Source organism: Ruegeria sp. YTSB088, from assembly GCF_059609825.1.
The window spans coordinates 90,412-106,856 of sequence record NZ_JBXWMM010000007.1 but is presented as its reverse complement, the minus strand read 5'-3'; the positions used below and the strand labels follow the sequence as shown (position 1 = coordinate 106,856).

The 16,445-nt window shown below is 56.2% G+C and carries 16 protein-coding genes; 12 read left to right on the top strand and 4 right to left on the bottom strand.

Annotated features, from left to right (window positions below; translation table 11 throughout):
- Window positions 1-9 precede the first annotated feature (9 nt).
- From sdhA to AC2FFA_RS12820, 6 genes are all read left to right on the top strand, one after another.
- A complete protein-coding gene (gene sdhA, locus AC2FFA_RS12845) occupies window positions 10-1,815 on the top strand; it encodes a succinate dehydrogenase flavoprotein subunit (RefSeq protein WP_496851912.1) in 1,806 nt (601 codons plus the stop codon).
- Window positions 1,816-1,839: 24 nt separating this feature from the next.
- A complete protein-coding gene (locus tag AC2FFA_RS12840; RefSeq protein WP_496672303.1) occupies window positions 1,840-2,439 on the top strand; it encodes a class I SAM-dependent methyltransferase in 600 nt (199 codons plus the stop codon).
- A 147-nt stretch (window positions 2,440-2,586) separates the two neighbouring features.
- Window positions 2,587-3,213, top strand: a complete 627-nt coding sequence (locus tag AC2FFA_RS12835; protein WP_496851911.1) for a sulfotransferase — start codon at window positions 2,587-2,589, stop codon at window positions 3,211-3,213.
- 31 nt (window positions 3,214-3,244) lie between these two features.
- Window positions 3,245-4,024 carry a succinate dehydrogenase iron-sulfur subunit gene (locus AC2FFA_RS12830; RefSeq protein WP_117870326.1) on the top strand — a complete coding sequence of 260 codons (780 nt, stop codon included), beginning with the start codon at window positions 3,245-3,247 and terminating at the stop codon, window positions 4,022-4,024.
- A 122-nt stretch (window positions 4,025-4,146) separates the two neighbouring features.
- Window positions 4,147-4,287, top strand: a complete 141-nt coding sequence (locus AC2FFA_RS12825) for a hypothetical protein (protein WP_299899122.1) — start codon at window positions 4,147-4,149, stop codon at window positions 4,285-4,287.
- 290 nt (window positions 4,288-4,577) lie between these two features.
- Window positions 4,578-5,441, top strand: coding sequence for an urea carboxylase-associated family protein (locus tag AC2FFA_RS12820; protein ID WP_496851910.1), 864 nt, complete (start codon window positions 4,578-4,580; stop codon window positions 5,439-5,441).
- 36 nt (window positions 5,442-5,477) lie between these two features.
- Here AC2FFA_RS12820 and deoD read toward each other — a convergent pair whose 3' ends face one another.
- From deoD to AC2FFA_RS12805, 3 genes are all read right to left on the bottom strand, one after another.
- Window positions 5,478-6,188 carry a purine-nucleoside phosphorylase gene (gene deoD, locus AC2FFA_RS12815; RefSeq protein ID WP_496851909.1) on the bottom strand — a complete coding sequence of 237 codons (711 nt, stop codon included), beginning with the start codon at window positions 6,186-6,188 and terminating at the stop codon, window positions 5,478-5,480.
- Window positions 6,189-6,206: 18 nt separating this feature from the next.
- Entirely contained in the window at window positions 6,207-6,524 is a 318-nt protein-coding gene (locus AC2FFA_RS12810) for an H-NS histone family protein (RefSeq protein WP_117870318.1), read from the bottom strand.
- A 124-nt stretch (window positions 6,525-6,648) separates the two neighbouring features.
- Window positions 6,649-8,616 carry a protein meaA gene (locus tag AC2FFA_RS12805; RefSeq protein ID WP_496851908.1) on the bottom strand — a complete coding sequence of 656 codons (1,968 nt, stop codon included), beginning with the start codon at window positions 8,614-8,616 and terminating at the stop codon, window positions 6,649-6,651.
- Between the two features lie 144 nt (window positions 8,617-8,760).
- On the opposite strand from AC2FFA_RS12805, the gene AC2FFA_RS12800 reads away from it, so the two are divergent.
- The 6 genes from AC2FFA_RS12800 to AC2FFA_RS12775 all read left to right on the top strand — a co-directional run bounded on the left by AC2FFA_RS12800 (window position 8,761) and on the right by AC2FFA_RS12775 (window position 15,673).
- Window positions 8,761-10,125, top strand: a complete 1,365-nt coding sequence (locus AC2FFA_RS12800; RefSeq protein WP_496851907.1) for a 1-acyl-sn-glycerol-3-phosphate acyltransferase — start codon at window positions 8,761-8,763, stop codon at window positions 10,123-10,125.
- Between the two features lie 136 nt (window positions 10,126-10,261).
- Complete coding sequence (gene ccrA, locus AC2FFA_RS12795; RefSeq protein ID WP_117870312.1) at window positions 10,262-11,545, top strand: crotonyl-CoA carboxylase/reductase; 1,284 nt, start codon at window positions 10,262-10,264, stop codon at window positions 11,543-11,545.
- 368 nt (window positions 11,546-11,913) lie between these two features.
- Entirely contained in the window at window positions 11,914-12,633 is a 720-nt protein-coding gene (locus AC2FFA_RS12790; RefSeq protein WP_117870308.1) for a helix-turn-helix transcriptional regulator, read from the top strand.
- 83 nt (window positions 12,634-12,716) lie between these two features.
- Entirely contained in the window at window positions 12,717-13,355 is a 639-nt protein-coding gene (locus AC2FFA_RS12785) for an acyl-homoserine-lactone synthase (protein ID WP_496851906.1), read from the top strand.
- Window positions 13,356-13,415: 60 nt separating this feature from the next.
- A complete protein-coding gene (locus AC2FFA_RS12780) occupies window positions 13,416-14,948 on the top strand; it encodes an ATP-dependent DNA helicase (protein ID WP_496851905.1) in 1,533 nt (510 codons plus the stop codon).
- Window positions 14,945-15,673, top strand: a complete 729-nt coding sequence (locus AC2FFA_RS12775; protein WP_496851904.1) for an SDR family oxidoreductase — start codon at window positions 14,945-14,947, stop codon at window positions 15,671-15,673. Before AC2FFA_RS12780 ends, AC2FFA_RS12775 begins: the two co-directional genes overlap by 4 nt.
- A 3-nt stretch (window positions 15,674-15,676) precedes the next feature.
- Here the strand turns inward: AC2FFA_RS12775 and AC2FFA_RS12770 are convergent, their stop codons facing one another.
- Complete coding sequence (locus AC2FFA_RS12770; protein WP_117870300.1) at window positions 15,677-16,444, bottom strand: TIGR02186 family protein; 768 nt, start codon at window positions 16,442-16,444, stop codon at window positions 15,677-15,679.
- Window position 16,445: the final 1 nt, after the last annotated feature.

Sequence of the window (16,445 nt, the reverse complement as noted above, 5' to 3'; positions counted from 1 at the left end):
CTGAAAGAAATGGCTGCATACGAATACGAAACGCATGAATATGACGTGGTCGTTGTCGGCGCCGGTGGGGCCGGTCTGCGGGCGACATTGGGTATGGCAGAACAAGGTCTGCGCACGGCTTGCGTAACCAAAGTTTTCCCGACGCGTTCCCATACCGTGGCCGCACAGGGTGGCATTGCCGCGTCGCTGTCAAACATGGGCCCCGACCATTGGCAGTGGCACATGTACGACACCGTCAAGGGCTCGGACTGGTTGGGCGATACCGACGCGATGGAGTATCTCGCGCGGGAGGCACCCAAGGCAGTCTACGAGCTGGAGCACTATGGCGTTCCGTTCAGCCGGACGGAAGAGGGCAAGATTTATCAGCGCCCCTTCGGTGGGCACACCACTGAATTCGGAGAGGGTCCTGCGGTACAGCGCACTTGTGCAGCCGCCGACCGGACAGGCCACGCGATTTTGCATACTCTGTACGGGCAGTCGCTCAAGAATAACGCCGAGTTCTATATCGAATATTTCGCCATCGACCTGATCATGTCCGAGGACGGCCAGTGTCAGGGGGTCGTCTGCTGGAAACTGGACGACGGCACCATGCATGTCTTCAACGCCAAGATGGTGGTTCTGGCGACCGGCGGCTATGGCCGTGCCTATTTCAGCGCGACCTCGGCCCACACCTGCACCGGCGATGGTGGTGGCATGGTGGCCCGAGCAGGGCTGGCCTTGCAGGATATGGAGTTCGTTCAGTTCCACCCAACCGGCATCTATGGGTCAGGCTGCCTGATCACCGAAGGTGCGCGCGGCGAAGGCGGTTACCTGACAAACTCGGAAGGTGAACGGTTCATGGAGCGCTATGCGCCCCAGTACAAGGATCTCGCACCGCGCGACTACGTTTCGCGCTCGATGACCTTGGAAATCCGCGAGGGACGGGGCGTAGGGGCCGAAGGGGATCACATTCACCTGAACCTCAGCCACTTGCCTGCCGAGGCTCTGGCGGAACGCCTGCCTGGCATCTCGGAAAGCGCCAAGATTTTTGCGGGTGTGGATGTTACCAAGGAACCGATACCGGTTCTGCCCACCGTGCATTACAACATGGGCGGTATCCCCACGAACTATTGGGGTGAGGTTCTGAACCCGATCACCGATAACCCGACGGCGATTGTTCCTGGATTGATGGCCGTTGGCGAAGCCGGCTGTGCCTCGGTCCACGGGGCGAACCGACTGGGGTCGAACTCGTTGATTGACCTTGTGGTCTTTGGCCGGGCGGCAGCGATCCGGGCTGGCAAGGTTGTCGACGCCGAATCCGCGAACCCGGTTCTGAACCAAGCGTCTGTAGACAAGGCGTTTGACCGTTTTGATGCTGTGCGTAACGCCAGCGGATCAATCCCAACCGCTGATCTGCGGCTTGAGATGCAAAAGACCATGCAGGCGGACGCGGCCGTGTTCCGAACCGCCAAGACCATGGCCGAAGGCGTCGAGAAGATGACAGCGATTGCCGCAAAGATGGGCGACCTGAAAGTCACAGACCGTTCATTGGTCTGGAACAGCGATCTGATGGAAACCCTTGAACTGGCCAACCTGATGCCAAACGCGCTTGCCACCATCGTCGGCGCCGAGGCCCGCAAGGAATCCCGAGGGGCCCATGCGCATGAGGACTTCAGCGAGCGTGATGACGAAAACTGGCGCGTTCATACGGTCAGCCGGGTTGAGGGCAACAAGGTTGAGCTCAGCTACCGTCCGGTCATCGTTGATCCACTGACGACCGAAGACCAAGGCGGTATCAGCCTGCAGAAAATCGCGCCGAAGGCGCGGACATTCTAAGGTCTGGTCAGGAATAGGGGCGAGATGGCTGAGTTTTCTTCGACTGATTATTGGCAACGCCGATATGAGCGCGGCAAGACCTCGGGTGCGGGGTCTTACGGGCGTCTTGCTGTCTACAAAGCGAATTTCATCAACACGATGGTCGAGATGGAAGGCCTGGAATCGGTTGTGGAATTGGGGTCGGGCGACGGAAATCAGGCGCAATTGTTTGATATCCCGAAATATACCGGTTTGGATGTCTCTGACCTTTGCGTTCGGCGCTGCAATGAAGTTTTTCGATCCCGGCCCAATTGGGTGTTCAAAAACGCTGATTCTGAGGTTGAGCCGCATGACGTATCTCTTTCGCTGGATGTAATTTATCATCTGACAGAAGACAGCGTTTTCGAAAACTACATGCGGCGGCTGTTCGGACTGGCAAAGCGTTTTGTCTGTATCTATTCGTCGGATTTTGACCAGAACCCTTCCAATCAACATGTTCGCCATCGCCCGTATTCCGCCTGGATTGAAGACTTCATGCCCGGCTGGCAACTCTATTGTGAAGAAGAAAACCCGTTTGCCGTCAAAGGGCATGCTCATGCCTCAAAGAACAGCTTTGCCGCGTTCAAAGTGTTCGAGCGGAGATGAACGAGTGACTGGCACAAGCACCATATCGACCCGGGAAGCCAAGCCTACCGCTTTTGGTCCTTTCAAATGCCGGAAGGACGTTCAAAAAAGCGCATGTAGTGCTGAGATCCCAGGCGGACGACGGCGTATGTTTTGCTGGTGCTCTCAATGACAGTCGAGAAGCTCCAATCCGGGCAAAGCGATCCCAAGATAATCCTGATCGGCTTGAACCGATGTGCGACGACCTCGTTTCACAAGCTGTTTCAGAACAGTGGGATCCCTTCGGTGCATTGGGAAGATGATCAGGGAAAAAATCTTGCCCTTCGAATGGTTACAAACATTACCATGGGACGCAGGCCACTGGATGGGTTCGGGGCAATCCGGGCCTTCACCGATATCGCCTTTGTCAATTCGCGTTTCATGCTGGACGGCGCGAGGTTCTTTCGAGAGCTGCACGCGGCTTACCCGGACGCCTTTTTCTTGCTGAACACGCGCAATCGCGATGACTGGATCGCATCCCGTGCCAATCATTCCGGCGGTAGGTACCTTGAGCGATGCTGCAAGGCCAATGGACAAACGGCCGATGAGGTGAAACGGGGTTGGGCACATATGTACGATGTGCACCATTCCGAGGTCGAAGCTTTCTTTGACGACAACCCACGCTTTCTGCGTTTTGATATCGATCAGGACGATCCGCAAAACCTTGCGGATTTGCTCTCTCCGGATTTCGACGTGAACATCGCCCATTGGGGGCATTATAACCGAGGGGCGTCTGACAGCGCCCGGACAGGCTGAAAGGCGGCCTTGTGCTGAATGGAGAATTGACATGGTTCAACTGACCCTGCCCAAGAATTCCCGGATTATCACCGGCAAGACCTGGCCAAAGCCGGACGGCGCCACGAACGTGCGCAAGTTCCAGATCTATCGTTGGAACCCCGATGACGGGCAGAACCCGCGTGTCGATACGTATTTCGTTGATATGGATACGTGCGGTCCAATGGTTCTGGACGCGCTGATCAAGATCAAAAACGAGATTGATCCGACCTTGACGTTCCGCCGGTCTTGCCGCGAAGGCATCTGTGGATCCTGCGCGATGAATATCGATGGGATCAACACGCTGGCCTGTATCTATGGCATGGATGAGATCAAGGGCGACGTGAAAATCTACCCTCTGCCGCACATGCCGGTGGTCAAGGACCTGATCCCTGATCTGACCCATTTCTATGCCCAGCATGCGTCCATCATGCCATGGCTGGAAACCAAGACCAATCGCCCTGCGAAGGAATGGAAGCAGTCCATCGAAGACCGCAAGAAGCTGGACGGTCTTTATGAATGTGTGATGTGCGCCAGCTGCTCGACTTCATGCCCCAGCTACTGGTGGAACGGCGATCGCTACCTTGGCCCCGCAGCCTTGCTGCACGCCTATCGCTGGATCATCGACAGCCGGGATGAGGCGACGGGTGAACGTCTGGATGAGCTGGAAGATCCGTTCAAGCTCTACCGCTGTCACACAATCATGAACTGTGCCAAGACCTGTCCGAAAGGTCTGAATCCAGCCAAGGCGATTGCCGAGATTAAGAAGATGATGGTTGAGCGCGCGGTTTAATCACGGGCGCGATTTGCGATTTTCGCATGTCCATCTTGCAAAATTAGGCGATGCAGCCCCGGCTGCATTGCTATATTTTTTTGGGCAGGGAGGAGTGATGAGCTTTAATCAGGATCACTCCAATGAGCAAAGACACATTCAAACAGAAAACCGACGCCCAAGAAGCGCTGTACCTGCTTGAACAGGCATGGGCCTATTACACGCCCGAACCTGCCAAGGCTGACAAGGAACCAGAGCTGTTCGAATACGCAAACGCAGCCTGATACGGGCGGCAAGACTTGAAAACTGACGGTTTATCGGCAAAGCAGAGGGATGCCTGTTCTTCTGCTTCTTCTGGTGGCCGGCGTGTTTGCCTATTTCCTCTGGCGCTCGCGCCATTCCGGGCTGACACGTGAGTGTAGGTGGCGGCAGGACAAGAGACACGGCATCTGGCGGTGCAGCTTCTGCGGTGCCGAAATCACTGCACTGGACCAACCTTTGCGGTGTTTGAGGGCGCGTGATCCCTGAAAGATAGTGCTTTTCGCGGGCTGAATAATGCGCCACTCTGCCCGGCATGACCGTTTCAGAAAACACTATCCATCCTCCCGAAGATGCCGAATCCCGTCGCGCGGTGGCCCCTGTCATCTGTTACCCGAACGAGGCATTGCCGCGACCCGATGTGCGCTGGATGAGGTCCCTTCGCGAACGTGCAAGCAAAACGGGCGAAGTGCTGGTGCCGCCACGTGATGCGCGTTGTTTTGAAGTGCCTGCCGGCCATTTCTTTCGCATCACTTCCGTCGAGGGGCCGCAGGTTGGCGATCTGAACGTCTGGAACCTAAACGACTTGTCGGAACGCTTCTATTCCGGAAAAACCCGGGCGCTGCATGGCACGCATCTGACCACCGGAGAGCGGATGTGGTCCAGTTTCCCTCATCTGCGCCCGATGGCCACGATTATTGCGGATACGCTGGAGTGGTACGGGATCGATACCTATGGGGGGTCGGTTCATGACGTCATCGGCACGCGATGCGATCCGTATACGGGCAACCTTTTGTCCGGCACGCAATACCACCATTGCTGCCACTCCAACCTGACCCGCGCGCTTGCGGATCACCTAAATATTCCGCTGATCGAAGCCGAGCCTGCGGTGCACGACGTTCTGAATGTCTTCATGTGCACTGGTTTCACCCGCGACACTGGTCAGTACTTCATGAAAGCCTCACCCGTACGTCCCGGAGATTTTCTGGAGTTCTTTGCCGAGATTGATCTGCTGGGCAATCTCAGCGCCTGTCCGGGTGGGGATTGTTCATCCGAGCATTCCTCGGACACAGCTGCGTGCTACCCCTTGCTGGTCGAGGTTTTTGCGCCGGCTAGAGGCGATTTGGAGGGGTGGGGAAGCCCCGCGAGCAACGGTTATGATCGCTCGCACGGGCGTTAGGATTGGCAGGCACCAATATTCGGTACCTGCGCTTTGTCAGCTGTTCGGGAATGCGGCCTGAAGTGCGATCTCGACCATATCGCCAAAGCTGCTTTCACGTTCTGAGGATGGCAGAGCCTCTCCGGTCAACAAGTGATCCGAAATCGTAAGTACAGCCAACGCCCTGCACTTATGACGCGCGGCCAGAATATACAGTTCGGCTGCTTCCATCTCGACCCCCAGAATGCCGTGACGCACCATTTGTTCGTTGAGATCCGGACGCTCGTCATAAAAGACATCTGACGAGTAAATTCCACCAACATGGGTTGGCGTCCCTTTGGCGGCAGCCGCTGTGGCGGCAGCTTGCAGCAGCTCCCAATCGGCGCAGGGCGCAAAGTTGAGCTCTTTCATGATGCCGCGCGACGGTGTGCTCAGCGTGGTTGATGTCATGGCCAGAATAACATCACGAATTTTGACGCTGTCCTGCATCCCCCCGCACGAGCCAATGCGGATCAGGGTTTTTGCATCGTAATCGCGGATCAACTCGTTCACGTAAATTGAAAGAGACGGCATTCCCATGCCACTTCCCTGTATTGTTACGGGATTTCCCTTCCAGTTCCCTGTAAAGCCAAGCATTCCTCGAACGCTATTGACCTGTTTAACATCGACCAAAAACGTCTCGGCTGCCCATTTTGCCCGGTACGGATCACCAGGCAAAAGAACGGTTTCAGCTATTTCGCCTTTTTCGGCGCCAATGTGAATTGTCATTTTTCCAAAACACTCAGATTAAATTTCCAATTCCGAAATATCTGCTCCTGCCGTCAGCGCGTCATGCACCCATTGAGGTTTGCGGCCGCGGCCGGTCCAGGTTTGATCGGGATTTTCCGGATTGCGGTATTTTGCCTTTGTTTTTGTTGGCTTCAAACTGCGCGGTGCTTCTCCGGACAGTTCAGACAAAGAGAAGCCAAATTCTGCCGCGGCCTTTTCTGCGGCTTTCAATGCTTCCTGACGTTCGCGCTTTTCTGCCTTTATCAAAGCTTTTTCAACGTCATCACGCAGAGCCAAAAGGTCTTTACGTGACATTTGCTCAAGATTGATCCCCATCAGTCTTCTCCATTAGATAATAATTACGGTGCACATGAGCGCGCACCGTAATTCCAAAAATCAGCTTATTCCATCCCGAATATTTCAGGGACTGAAACAGGAGAAAAAGTGCCTTTAACCTTAATTACTCTGCTGCGAGGTTCTTAGGATCTGCCAGAGTAACAATATCGCCCATTATCGAATTGAGTTCGAAGTTTTTCGGGGTGTAGACCTTGGCAACACCCATGGTTTTCAGTTTTTCGGCATCTTCGTCCGGAATAATGCCACCAACTACGACTGGGATATGAGACAACCCCGCCTGTCGTAGACGTTCCATGACGTCTTTGACCAGCGGCAGGTGGCTACCGGACAGGATCGACAATCCAATGACATGCGCGTCATCTTCGCGGGCGGCCGCAACGATTTCTTCGGGTGTCAGGCGAATGCCATCATAGCTGATGTCCATACCGCAATCGCGGGCACGGAAGGCGATCTGTTCGGCACCGTTGGAATGGCCGTCCAGTCCGGGTTTGCCTACCAGGAACTTCAGGCGGCGGCCCAGCTTGTCGCTGACGGCATCAACGGCGGCACGCAGGTCGTCCAGCCCTTCGGTCTTGTTCGAAACGGACCCCGAAACGCCGGTTGGGCCGCGATAGGTTCCGTATACCTTTCGCATCTCTTCGGCCCATTCGCCCGTTGTCACGCCTGCCTTTGCGGCGGCGATGGAGGGTTCCATGATGTTTGCCCCGGTCCGTGCTGCTTCGCGCAGCGCAGCCAGGGTGGCCGCTACGGCCGCTTCGTCCCGCTCTGTGCGCCACGTATTCAGGCGGTCGATCTGTTCTTGTTCCACAGCAGGATCAACAACCATGATGCCACCGTCTTCGGTCTGCAGGGGCGATGCCTCGCCTTCGATCCATTTGTTCACACCGACAACAACGGTTTCGTTGCGCTCGATCCGGTTCAGGCGTTCAGCGTTGGAATCCACCAGTCGGGACTTCATGTATTCGATCGAAGCGACTGCGCCGCCCATCGAATCCAGATTGGCCAATTCGGCCCGCGCGCCTTCTTTCAGCTCTTGCACCTTGGCATCAACAGCGGGGTTGCCATCGAACAGGTCATCGTATTCCAGCAGATCGGTTTCGTAGGCTAGGATTTGCTGCATCCGCATCGACCACTGCTGGTCCCATGGGCGCGGCAGACCCAGCGCCTCGTTCCAGGCGGGCAACTGCACCGCACGGGCGCGCGCATTCTTCGAAAGGGTTACGGCCAACATCTCGATCAGGATGCGGTAGACGTTGTTTTCCGGCTGTTGCTCGGTCAGCCCCAGAGAGTTCACCTGCACGCCATAGCGGAATCGACGGAATTTCGGATTCTCTACGCCATAACGCTGTTGCAGTATTTCATCCCAAAGATCAACGAACGCGCGCATTTTGCACATTTCGGTGACAAAGCGGATACCAGCATTCACAAAAAAGGAAATGCGGCCGCAGAGTGCGGGGAAATCCTCGGCAGGTACTCGTGGGCGCAATTCGTCCAGAACGGCGATGGCCGTGGCCAGCGCATAGGCCAGTTCCTGCTCTGGCGTCGCACCCGCCTCTTGCAGGTGATACGAGCACACGTTCATCGGGTTCCATTTCGGAGCATTGGTGTAGCAATACTCGGCCACGTCCGCGATCATCTTAAGTGACGGCTTTGGCGGGCAAACATAAGTGCCGCGGCTCAAGTATTCCTTGATGAGGTCGTTTTGAACTGTGCCCTGCAGTTTCGACACATCCGCGCCTTGCTCTTCCGCGACGGCGATATACAGCGCCAAAAGCCATGGGGCAGTGGCATTGATGGTCATTGAGGTGTTCATCTGTTCCAAGGGTATCTGGTCGAACAGAACTCGCATGTCACCCAGATGGCAGACTGGTACACCCACCTTGCCGACTTCACCGCGCGCCAATGTGTGGTCGCTGTCATAACCTGTTTGTGTCGGCAGATCGAAGGCAACGGAGAGACCGGTTTGGCCTTTCGCAAGGTTTCCCCGATAGAGCGCGTTCGAGGCTTTGGCCGTGGAATGACCAGCGTAGGTTCGGATGAGCCAGGGGCGATCTTTCTGCGTCTGCGTCATTGCGGGGCCTCGCGTTTCAGTGGGCAATAAAATTACGTCTTGAGGTTCTAAAGCGCAATTTTCGGGATATGTCAATTCGCTGCGTTGCGGCATGTCGCAATTGTTCAGATTGTGGGTCAGTGAGATTGGTGGCAATGTGCAGCCATGACGCAAACCGTGGAACTTCCGCTTTGGCTTTTCGTGCTGATCGTGGTCTTTGCCATGGTCACTTTCGCATCGCATTTCCTGTTCCCGTCTGTCCGCTGGTTTTTCCGCCGGAGGCTGGAGCGCGCGGTGGCACGCCTGAACCAGCGCCTTCAACGCCCGATCCAGCCCTTCAAGCTGGCGCGTCGACATGACATGATTCAGCGATTGATTTATGATCCGCAGGTCGGTCAGGCGGTTCAGCAACATGCTCGCGAAACTGGTATGCCCGAGGCTGTCGCCTCGGAGCAGGCGCGCCGCTATGCCCGTGAGATCGTGCCATCCTTTTCGGCCTTCGCCTATTTCAGCTTTGCGATTCGACTGGCCCGGCTGCTGAGCAACACATTCTACGAGGTGCGGCTTAGCTATCAAGACGAAGAAACCGTCAAGACCATCGACCCTGAAGCAACCATTGTCTTTGTCATGAACCACCGGAGCAACATGGATTACGTATTGGTCACGTATCTTGCCGCCCATCACTCTGCGTTGTCCTATGCAGTAGGAGAGTGGGCGCGGGTCTGGCCGCTGAGCCGATTGATTCGGGCGATGGGGGCTTACTTCATCCGGCGTAAGTCCGGCAACGAGCTCTATCGTCAGGTTCTGTCCACTTATGTGCGCCACGCAACCGAGGCCGGCGTGACCCAAGCCATGTTTCCAGAAGGCGGGCTGAGCCTGACCGGGGCCATTGCCCGCCCAAAGCTTGGGCTGCTCAAATATATTATGGATGGAGCAGCGCCACAGGGACGTGATGTAGTGTTTGTTCCGGTGGCACTGAATTACGACCGTGTGTTGGAAGACACTATCCTGACCCGGGCGGCGCTTGGCACAGAACGGCGATTTCGCGCGCGGATCGGCGTCATCACGCGCTGGGTATTGAAACAGTTCTGGCGTCGTTTGATCGGCCGATACAAGCGGTTCGGTCTGGCGTCCGTCCGGTACGGGAGGCCGATCTCTCTGAAGGACTTCCGGGCTGAGGGCAGCGACGACATGATGACTGATTTGGCTCGGGCGCTGATGCAGCGTATCCAGCATGCTATTCCGCTGGTGCCGGCACCAGCGGCCTGTTTGCTGGTGCGCGACAACGGGCCAATGCCCGAAGAAGACGTGCTGTCACGTATCCAACAGATGATGGAACGCGATGACCCGCAGACAGAGGATAATTCGCAGGCCATATCAATTGCTTTGGATCAATTGGTTGAACGCCGGATTCTGAGCCGACAGGGGAACATGCTGACGGTATCAGGTCAGCGAAGCGATCTTCTAGACTATTATGCAGCATCCGTTCCGGCTGGTTCGGGGAGCGATATTTCTGCATTCGCGAAATAACTTTCTGCACTCGCTGGGTCATAAAATTTCAAAGTGAAGCCAAAAACAGTTGCAATATTTCGCAGCGGCCAATATTTCATTCTGTGAAGCGCGCGATTCTGCGTCGCGGCAAAGGTACTGAAAAGAGGAGGCCAGCATGGCTTTGGACACCGAAAGTGGTATCGCGTCGTACGAGGCACCCGAAAAAGATTTGTATGAAATGGGTGAAATCCCACCCATGGGATATGTCCCAAAGCAAATGTATGCTTGGGCCATCCGTAAGGAACGTCATGGCGAGCCGAACACGGCCATGCAGCAGGAAGTTGTCGATGTTCCGGCCTTGGACAGCACCGAAGTGCTGGTTCTGGTTATGGCCGCTGGGGTCAATTATAACGGCGTCTGGGCTGCTCTGGGGCAGCCGATCAGCCCGTTTGATGGTCACAAGGCACCTTACCACATTGCCGGTTCGGATGCGTCGGGCATCGTTTGGGCCGTTGGTGACAAGGTAAAGCGCTGGAAAGTCGGCGATGAGGTAGTGATCCACTGCAACCAGGACGATGGCGACGACGAGGAATGCAACGGCGGCGATCCGATGTATTCGCCCAGCCAGCGGATTTGGGGTTATGAAACACCTGATGGCTCTTTCAGCCAGTTCACCCGCGTGCAGGCACAGCAGCTTATGCCGCGCCCCAAGCATCTGACATGGGAAGAAGCGGCGTGCTACACCCTGACGCTGGCAACCGCGTACCGGATGCTGTTTGGCCACGAGCCGCACGATCTGAAACCGGGTCAGAACGTCCTGGTCTGGGGTGCGTCGGGTGGCTTGGGCTCTTACGCGATTCAGTTGATCAATACCGCAGGCGCGAATGCGATCGGAGTGATCTCGGACGAAAGCAAACGTGATTTTGTTATGGGTCTGGGGGCCAAGGGTGTTCTGAACCGACGGGACTTCAACTGCTGGGGTCAGCTGCCCACAGTCAATACGCCGGAATACGCCGAGTGGTTCAAAGAGGCCCGCAAGTTCGGCAAGGCGATCTGGGACATAACCGGCAAGGGCAACAATGTTGATATGGTGTTCGAGCACCCAGGCGAAAGCACTTTCCCTGTGTCGACCTTCGTGGTCAAAAAAGGCGGTATGGTCGTGATTTGCGCCGGCACCTCGGGTTTCAACTGCACGTTTGACGTACGCTACATGTGGATGCACCAGAAGCGTTTGCAGGGCTCACACTTTGCCCACCTGAAACAGGCGGCAGCTGCGAACAAGCTGATGGTAGAACGTCGTCTGGACCCCTGCATGTCCGAGGTGTTCGCATGGAACGACCTGCCGGAGGCGCACATGAAAATGCTTCGGAACGAGCACAAGCCGGGCAACATGTCCGTTCTCGTGCAGGCTCCCCGCACCGGTCTGCGCACTCTCGAGGAAGTCCTGGACGCAGGGTGATCGCCCGTAAGGGTTGTAGACAAAAAGCACCCGTGAATCGCCTTTTCGGTTCGCGGGTGTTTCGCGTTATTGAGCCCTTTGATGAACTTTCTAATGCTTGTGTTTTTTTCCATCGCTATTTTTGGGGAGTAGAAACCGGTGAATAGGCCAAAAAAGATCATACATGTTATGGTTGTGTTAACCCTTCGTTAACTGTTTCAGAGAGACCCTGATGGCGCAAAATGAGTGGATATTGGACGTATTGTCGGACCTCAATGCTTTCGCCGTTGCGAATGGGTTGAGCGCGCTTGCAGAGCAGCTTGATGACACAAGACTGATCGCGGCGGCCGAGATTGCGTCCTTTAAGAACGAGGCACGGGCGCCCGCGGATGGCAACAAAGGTCGATTTGAGTCAAATCCTGCAGGATTTGGAAAACACCAACACGCTTGAAGAACTCAGCGCAGTAGCTGAGCGTCTGCGGGACGCATTGAAGGTCGAGCACCTGACGTATCACTGGGTTGACGGTGCCGGAGATCAATACGGCTACACCACCTATTCAGACGCCTGGGATGAGCGCTATAGAGAAAAAAACTATCACCGCATCGACCCCGTCATCTTGGGGTGTTTCCAGCGATTTCACCCGGTTGACTGGAAGTCGCTGGATTGGTCCAGCAAAGTGGCAAAATCCTTCCTTCTGGATGCGCAAAACCATGGCGTTGGCAATCAGGGGTATTCCATCCCAATTCGGGGTCCAAATGGTCAGTTCGCCCTGTTTACGGTCAACCACAGTTGTGATGATCCAACCTGGAAAAGCTTTATCTCGACTTACGGGCGTGATTTGATTCTTGTTGCACATTACATAAATCGCAAGGCGCTGGAGTTTGAAAAAGACAGGCAACCGGACTGCCCACGCAGCTTGTCACCAAGGGAAATAGACGCGATCACACTTTTGGCGTTGGGGTACAGCCGGGCCCAAGTGGCCCATTCCCTGACGATTTCCGAACACACGTTACGCGTTTACATTGAAAGTGCACGGTCGAAACTAGGCGCTCATAACACAACCCACGCAATCGCCACGGCACTAAGCCGAGGATTAATAGTGGTTTAAGGGCTGAACGGCCTCCAAACGCAAAATTAACCACGACTCTGTACTCCCTTCGTTCCTGCACAGGACGACAAGGGGAACAAGTCATGTTGCGTTATCTATATGCCGATGAGTTACACAGATTTCCGATTCTGGCAGAGGGGATGTTCAAAGATCGCGCGGATCAGTTCAAGACCCGGTTGGGGTGGGATGTCCACGTAAACGAGAAAGGGGAAGAGCGGGACGAATACGATGATCTCAATCCGCTTTATGTCATCTGGGAAGAGCCGGATGGCAGCCACGGAGGGTCGATGCGGGTATTGCCCACAACAGGTCGGGTCATGATCAATGAGGTTTTTGGCCATCTGAATGGCGGCAAGCCGATTTGCAGCCCTCTGATCTGGGAGGTGACCCGGTTCTGCCTGTCGCGAACAACCAGCCCGCATACTGCCGGCGCCATCATGCTGAGCGGAGGCGAAATGATGGAAGGCTTCGGCCTGACTCATATTGCTGGCGTATTCGATGCCCGCATGATCAGAATCTATCGCCTGATCGGGTCGTCGCCCGAGGTTCTGGGAACCCAGGGCAGCGGGCGCGATCAGATTTCGGTCGGCTTGTGGCCCTATTCAGCGGGCGACTGCAACCGAGTGGCCGAGCGTGCGGGCATCCCGCGCGACCTGTCGCGGATGTGGTTCAGGACCGCATTTGGCCCCAGGAAACAGCACCGGTTCGCCCTGTCCGCTTAAGTGCCGGAAAACGCAAATCCACATCTGGTGATGGCTGGCGCGGCCCTGTAGGGTCGCGCCATGTCTTTGCCGAATGTGACTTTCTCTGAAGATCAGGCCGCCGCGTTTGACAGCATCGCCGAGATGCTGCGATCGGCAGGTGTTGATCTGGAAGATGATGCCCTTCTGAAACTGCCGGGCACAGGAAAATCCGGTGTGATGGCCGTAATCGGCAAAGCAGGTTCGGGCAAAACGCTGCTGTTGGCCGAGCTGTACAAGGCACTGGCAGAGACGGGTGTTCAGATCGTGTCCGGCGATTATGAAAGCCGCAAATCGAAAGACAAGCGCAGCCTTGCCATCCTGGCACCGACGAACAAGGCTGCAAGCGTTCTGCGATTGCGCGGCGTGCCTGCGACCACGATTCACCGCATATTGTACACGCCGGTCTATGATCCGGAATACGAGCGTATTGCCGAATGGTTGGCCGGCAATGACGAACGCCCCAATATCGAAGGTTTGACAGATGAAGCCTTGGATCGTGCGGCTGCTTTTTATCAAAACAACAAATCGATCCCCGGGGCGTTGGCCGCCGCTGGATTGCGAGGATCGGATTTCATCACAGGGTGGAAGCGCCGTGATGAGCCGCTGGATATCGGGTTGGTCGATGAGGCGTCGATGCTGGATGACCGTCAGTTCGACGATCTCAAGGAGATTTTCCCGACCCTTCTGTTGTTTGGGGATCCGGCTCAGCTGGCTCCGGTTAATCAGTCCGGTAGCATGGTGTTCGAGGCTTTGCCCGAGCCCAGGAAGCTGGCACTCCAGCGGGTGCACCGCCAGGATGCGGACAATCCAATTCTGGATCTTGCGCATGCGCTGGCCGATCCGGCAATGGGCTTCGAGGGATTCGAACGACTGATAGAAGAATCCGCTCGTCGGGATGACCGGGTTGTCTGGGGCCAGCGGGTTGAAGTGGATTTGATGGCTCGAAGCCCGGTTCTTGTCTGGCGCAACGCCACTCGCATTCGATTGATACAGGCTTTCAGGCAAGTTCACGGTGCGCCGGATACGGAACTGCTGGCCGGTGAACCGCTCATTTGTGATGGGATTGAGTTGCCCATGAAACATCGCAAGAAACGGCTGGATCTTGAGGCGCGCGGGCTGATCAAGGGGGCTCAGGTCGTATATCTCGGGCCCGGTCGGAAACCGGGTTTTTCACGCCTGCATGTGATTGGGGCCGAAGACCCTCAGGTCAGTGCCGCCTCGATCGTTCAGATCGAAAAACCCGACGAGGAAGAGCCTTTTATTCCCTACGCTGCCCGCATGGGGGCGACCTTTTTGCACGGGGCGGCCGTTACGATCCACAAGGCGCAAGGGTCCCAATGGGATACGGTTCAGGTGTTCGCTCCGGATCTCTATGCCGCCGCTCGCATGGGCCGGACCGAGGCCGGTCAGCCATTGTGGAAACGTTTGGCATATGTCGCGATCACGCGCGCGCAGGAACGTTTGATCTGGGTGGTGCGCAATCGCCTGTCAAAACCTACGCACCCCCTGCGTGTGGACGATTTGCGGGCGATCCCGGCCGCTTCGCTGACATTGGAAGTGGAAGAGACATGAAATCCATCATCGTAACGGGTGCCAGTTCCGGTATTGGCCTTGCAACAGCCCGGCTGTTCTTGTCCGAAGGGTGGACGGTTGGGCTTTTGGCCCGCGGCAAGGAAAAGCTGGAAACTCTGGCAAAGGAGCATCAGGCGGTTGTTGTTCTGCCTGCGGATGTGACCGACCCGGATGCGGTCGAACGGGCTTTCCGGTCCTTCGTGGACCGCACGGGGCGGCTGGATGTTCTGTTCAACAACGCCGGGATATTTGCACCGGGCGGCACGATTGACGAGATCGCTTTGGACGATTGGTACCAAAGCGTCAACGTGAACCTGAACGGCATGTTCTTGTGCGCTCGCGAAGCCTTCAGATTCATGCGCTACCAAAACCCGCAAGGCGGGCGGATCATAAACAACGGCTCTATAGCCGCGCATGTTCCACGCCCGAATTCGGTGCACTATTCGGCCACAAAGAACGCCATTACAGGGCTGACGCGCAGCCTTTCGCTGGATGGGCGACCCTTTGGAATTGCCTGCGGGCAGATCGACATCGGAAACGTGCGCACGCAGATGGTGCAAGGCCTTGTGGATGCTGCGCAAGCCGCTGGCGAGACACCAGACCCGACGATGGCTGTGGAAGACGCCGCGCGCTCGGTCCTGCATATGGCAAGCCTGCCGCCCGAGGCCAACGTGCAATTCATGACCGTCATGGCCACGACCATGCCCTATATCGGCCGAGGTTGACCGTTATTTTTCACGCAACAGCCGGAAGGCTGTTGAGGCTCCCCAGCCTGCCGCAATCGCTATGACCAGCGACATCAGGCCGTACCAAACGGGCTGTTGGCGGGACATATTGTACAAAAAACGCTCCAAGCCAACTTTCCGGACATCAATGATCGCTTCATATTGCGAGACGACCTCTCCGCCCCGGGTCAGGAATATCCGGGCGGCATAATCGCCTTCCGTCAGGTCTGCAGGCATGTCGATTGAAGTACGGAACAAGGTCTGTTCATCCACTGCCACGGTCTCTTCGCGGATGGAATAAAGGTGTTCGTTCTCACGAATCCTAATCACGGCATCTGCAAAGTCCTGTGCGCCCCGGATGTGCATCGCGGCACCGACTGAGCGGATCGCGCGTTCGATGGAAATCCGGTAGCGCAGGTCCTCGGTGTCGGACAGGATTTCGTCGAAGGGCCCGCTGGTCGCAACAGCATAAAAGCTGGGTGCAAGGTCGACCAGAACGCTGTCGGTGTTCACCCAAATCCCAAGTTTGCGTTCCTTGCGTCGCACGGTGACAGGTTCGGACGGACCCGCAACTGCGACGATGACTTCAACTGGTGGGCCGGAAGGGATTGGGGTTTCCCGTTTGATGGCCCCAAAAATCAGAAGTTCCGATCCGTCGAATGTAGCGGTGATGGCAACCCGGTCCTGGCTGAGACCAAGGACAACCTGCTCTTCCGCTGCCAAAGCGGGCGTGCAGAACAAGCATAGGGCGGCAGTTAATGAACGCAGCATC

Bases quoted from the DNA above. Each gene is read 5' to 3' on its own strand.
- AC2FFA_RS12800 (WP_496851907.1), top strand. From the start codon at position 8,761: ATGACGCAAACCGTGGAACTTCCGCTTTGGCTTTTCGTGCTGATCGTG.
- sdhA (WP_496851912.1), top strand. From the start codon at position 10: ATGGCTGCATACGAATACGAAACGCATGAATATGACGTGGTCGTTGTC.
- AC2FFA_RS12775 (WP_496851904.1), top strand. From the start codon at position 14,945: ATGAAATCCATCATCGTAACGGGTGCCAGTTCCGGTATTGGCCTTGCA.
- AC2FFA_RS12785 (WP_496851906.1), top strand. From the start codon at position 12,717: ATGTTGCGTTATCTATATGCCGATGAGTTACACAGATTTCCGATTCTG.
- AC2FFA_RS12805 (WP_496851908.1), bottom strand. From the start codon at position 8,616: ATGACGCAGACGCAGAAAGATCGCCCCTGGCTCATCCGAACCTACGCT.
- AC2FFA_RS12840 (WP_496672303.1), top strand. From the start codon at position 1,840: ATGGCTGAGTTTTCTTCGACTGATTATTGGCAACGCCGATATGAGCGC.
- AC2FFA_RS12790 (WP_117870308.1), top strand. From the start codon at position 11,914: ATGGCAACAAAGGTCGATTTGAGTCAAATCCTGCAGGATTTGGAAAAC.
- AC2FFA_RS12825 (WP_299899122.1), top strand. From the start codon at position 4,147: ATGAGCAAAGACACATTCAAACAGAAAACCGACGCCCAAGAAGCGCTG.
- deoD (WP_496851909.1), bottom strand. From the start codon at position 6,188: ATGACAATTCACATTGGCGCCGAAAAAGGCGAAATAGCTGAAACCGTT.
- AC2FFA_RS12830 (WP_117870326.1), top strand. From the start codon at position 3,245: ATGGTTCAACTGACCCTGCCCAAGAATTCCCGGATTATCACCGGCAAG.
- AC2FFA_RS12835 (WP_496851911.1), top strand. From the start codon at position 2,587: ATGACAGTCGAGAAGCTCCAATCCGGGCAAAGCGATCCCAAGATAATC.
- ccrA (WP_117870312.1), top strand. From the start codon at position 10,262: ATGGCTTTGGACACCGAAAGTGGTATCGCGTCGTACGAGGCACCCGAA.
- AC2FFA_RS12810 (WP_117870318.1), bottom strand. From the start codon at position 6,524: ATGGGGATCAATCTTGAGCAAATGTCACGTAAAGACCTTTTGGCTCTG.
- AC2FFA_RS12770 (WP_117870300.1), bottom strand. From the start codon at position 16,444: ATGCTGCGTTCATTAACTGCCGCCCTATGCTTGTTCTGCACGCCCGCT.
- AC2FFA_RS12820 (WP_496851910.1), top strand. From the start codon at position 4,578: ATGACCGTTTCAGAAAACACTATCCATCCTCCCGAAGATGCCGAATCC.
- AC2FFA_RS12780 (WP_496851905.1), top strand. From the start codon at position 13,416: ATGTCTTTGCCGAATGTGACTTTCTCTGAAGATCAGGCCGCCGCGTTT.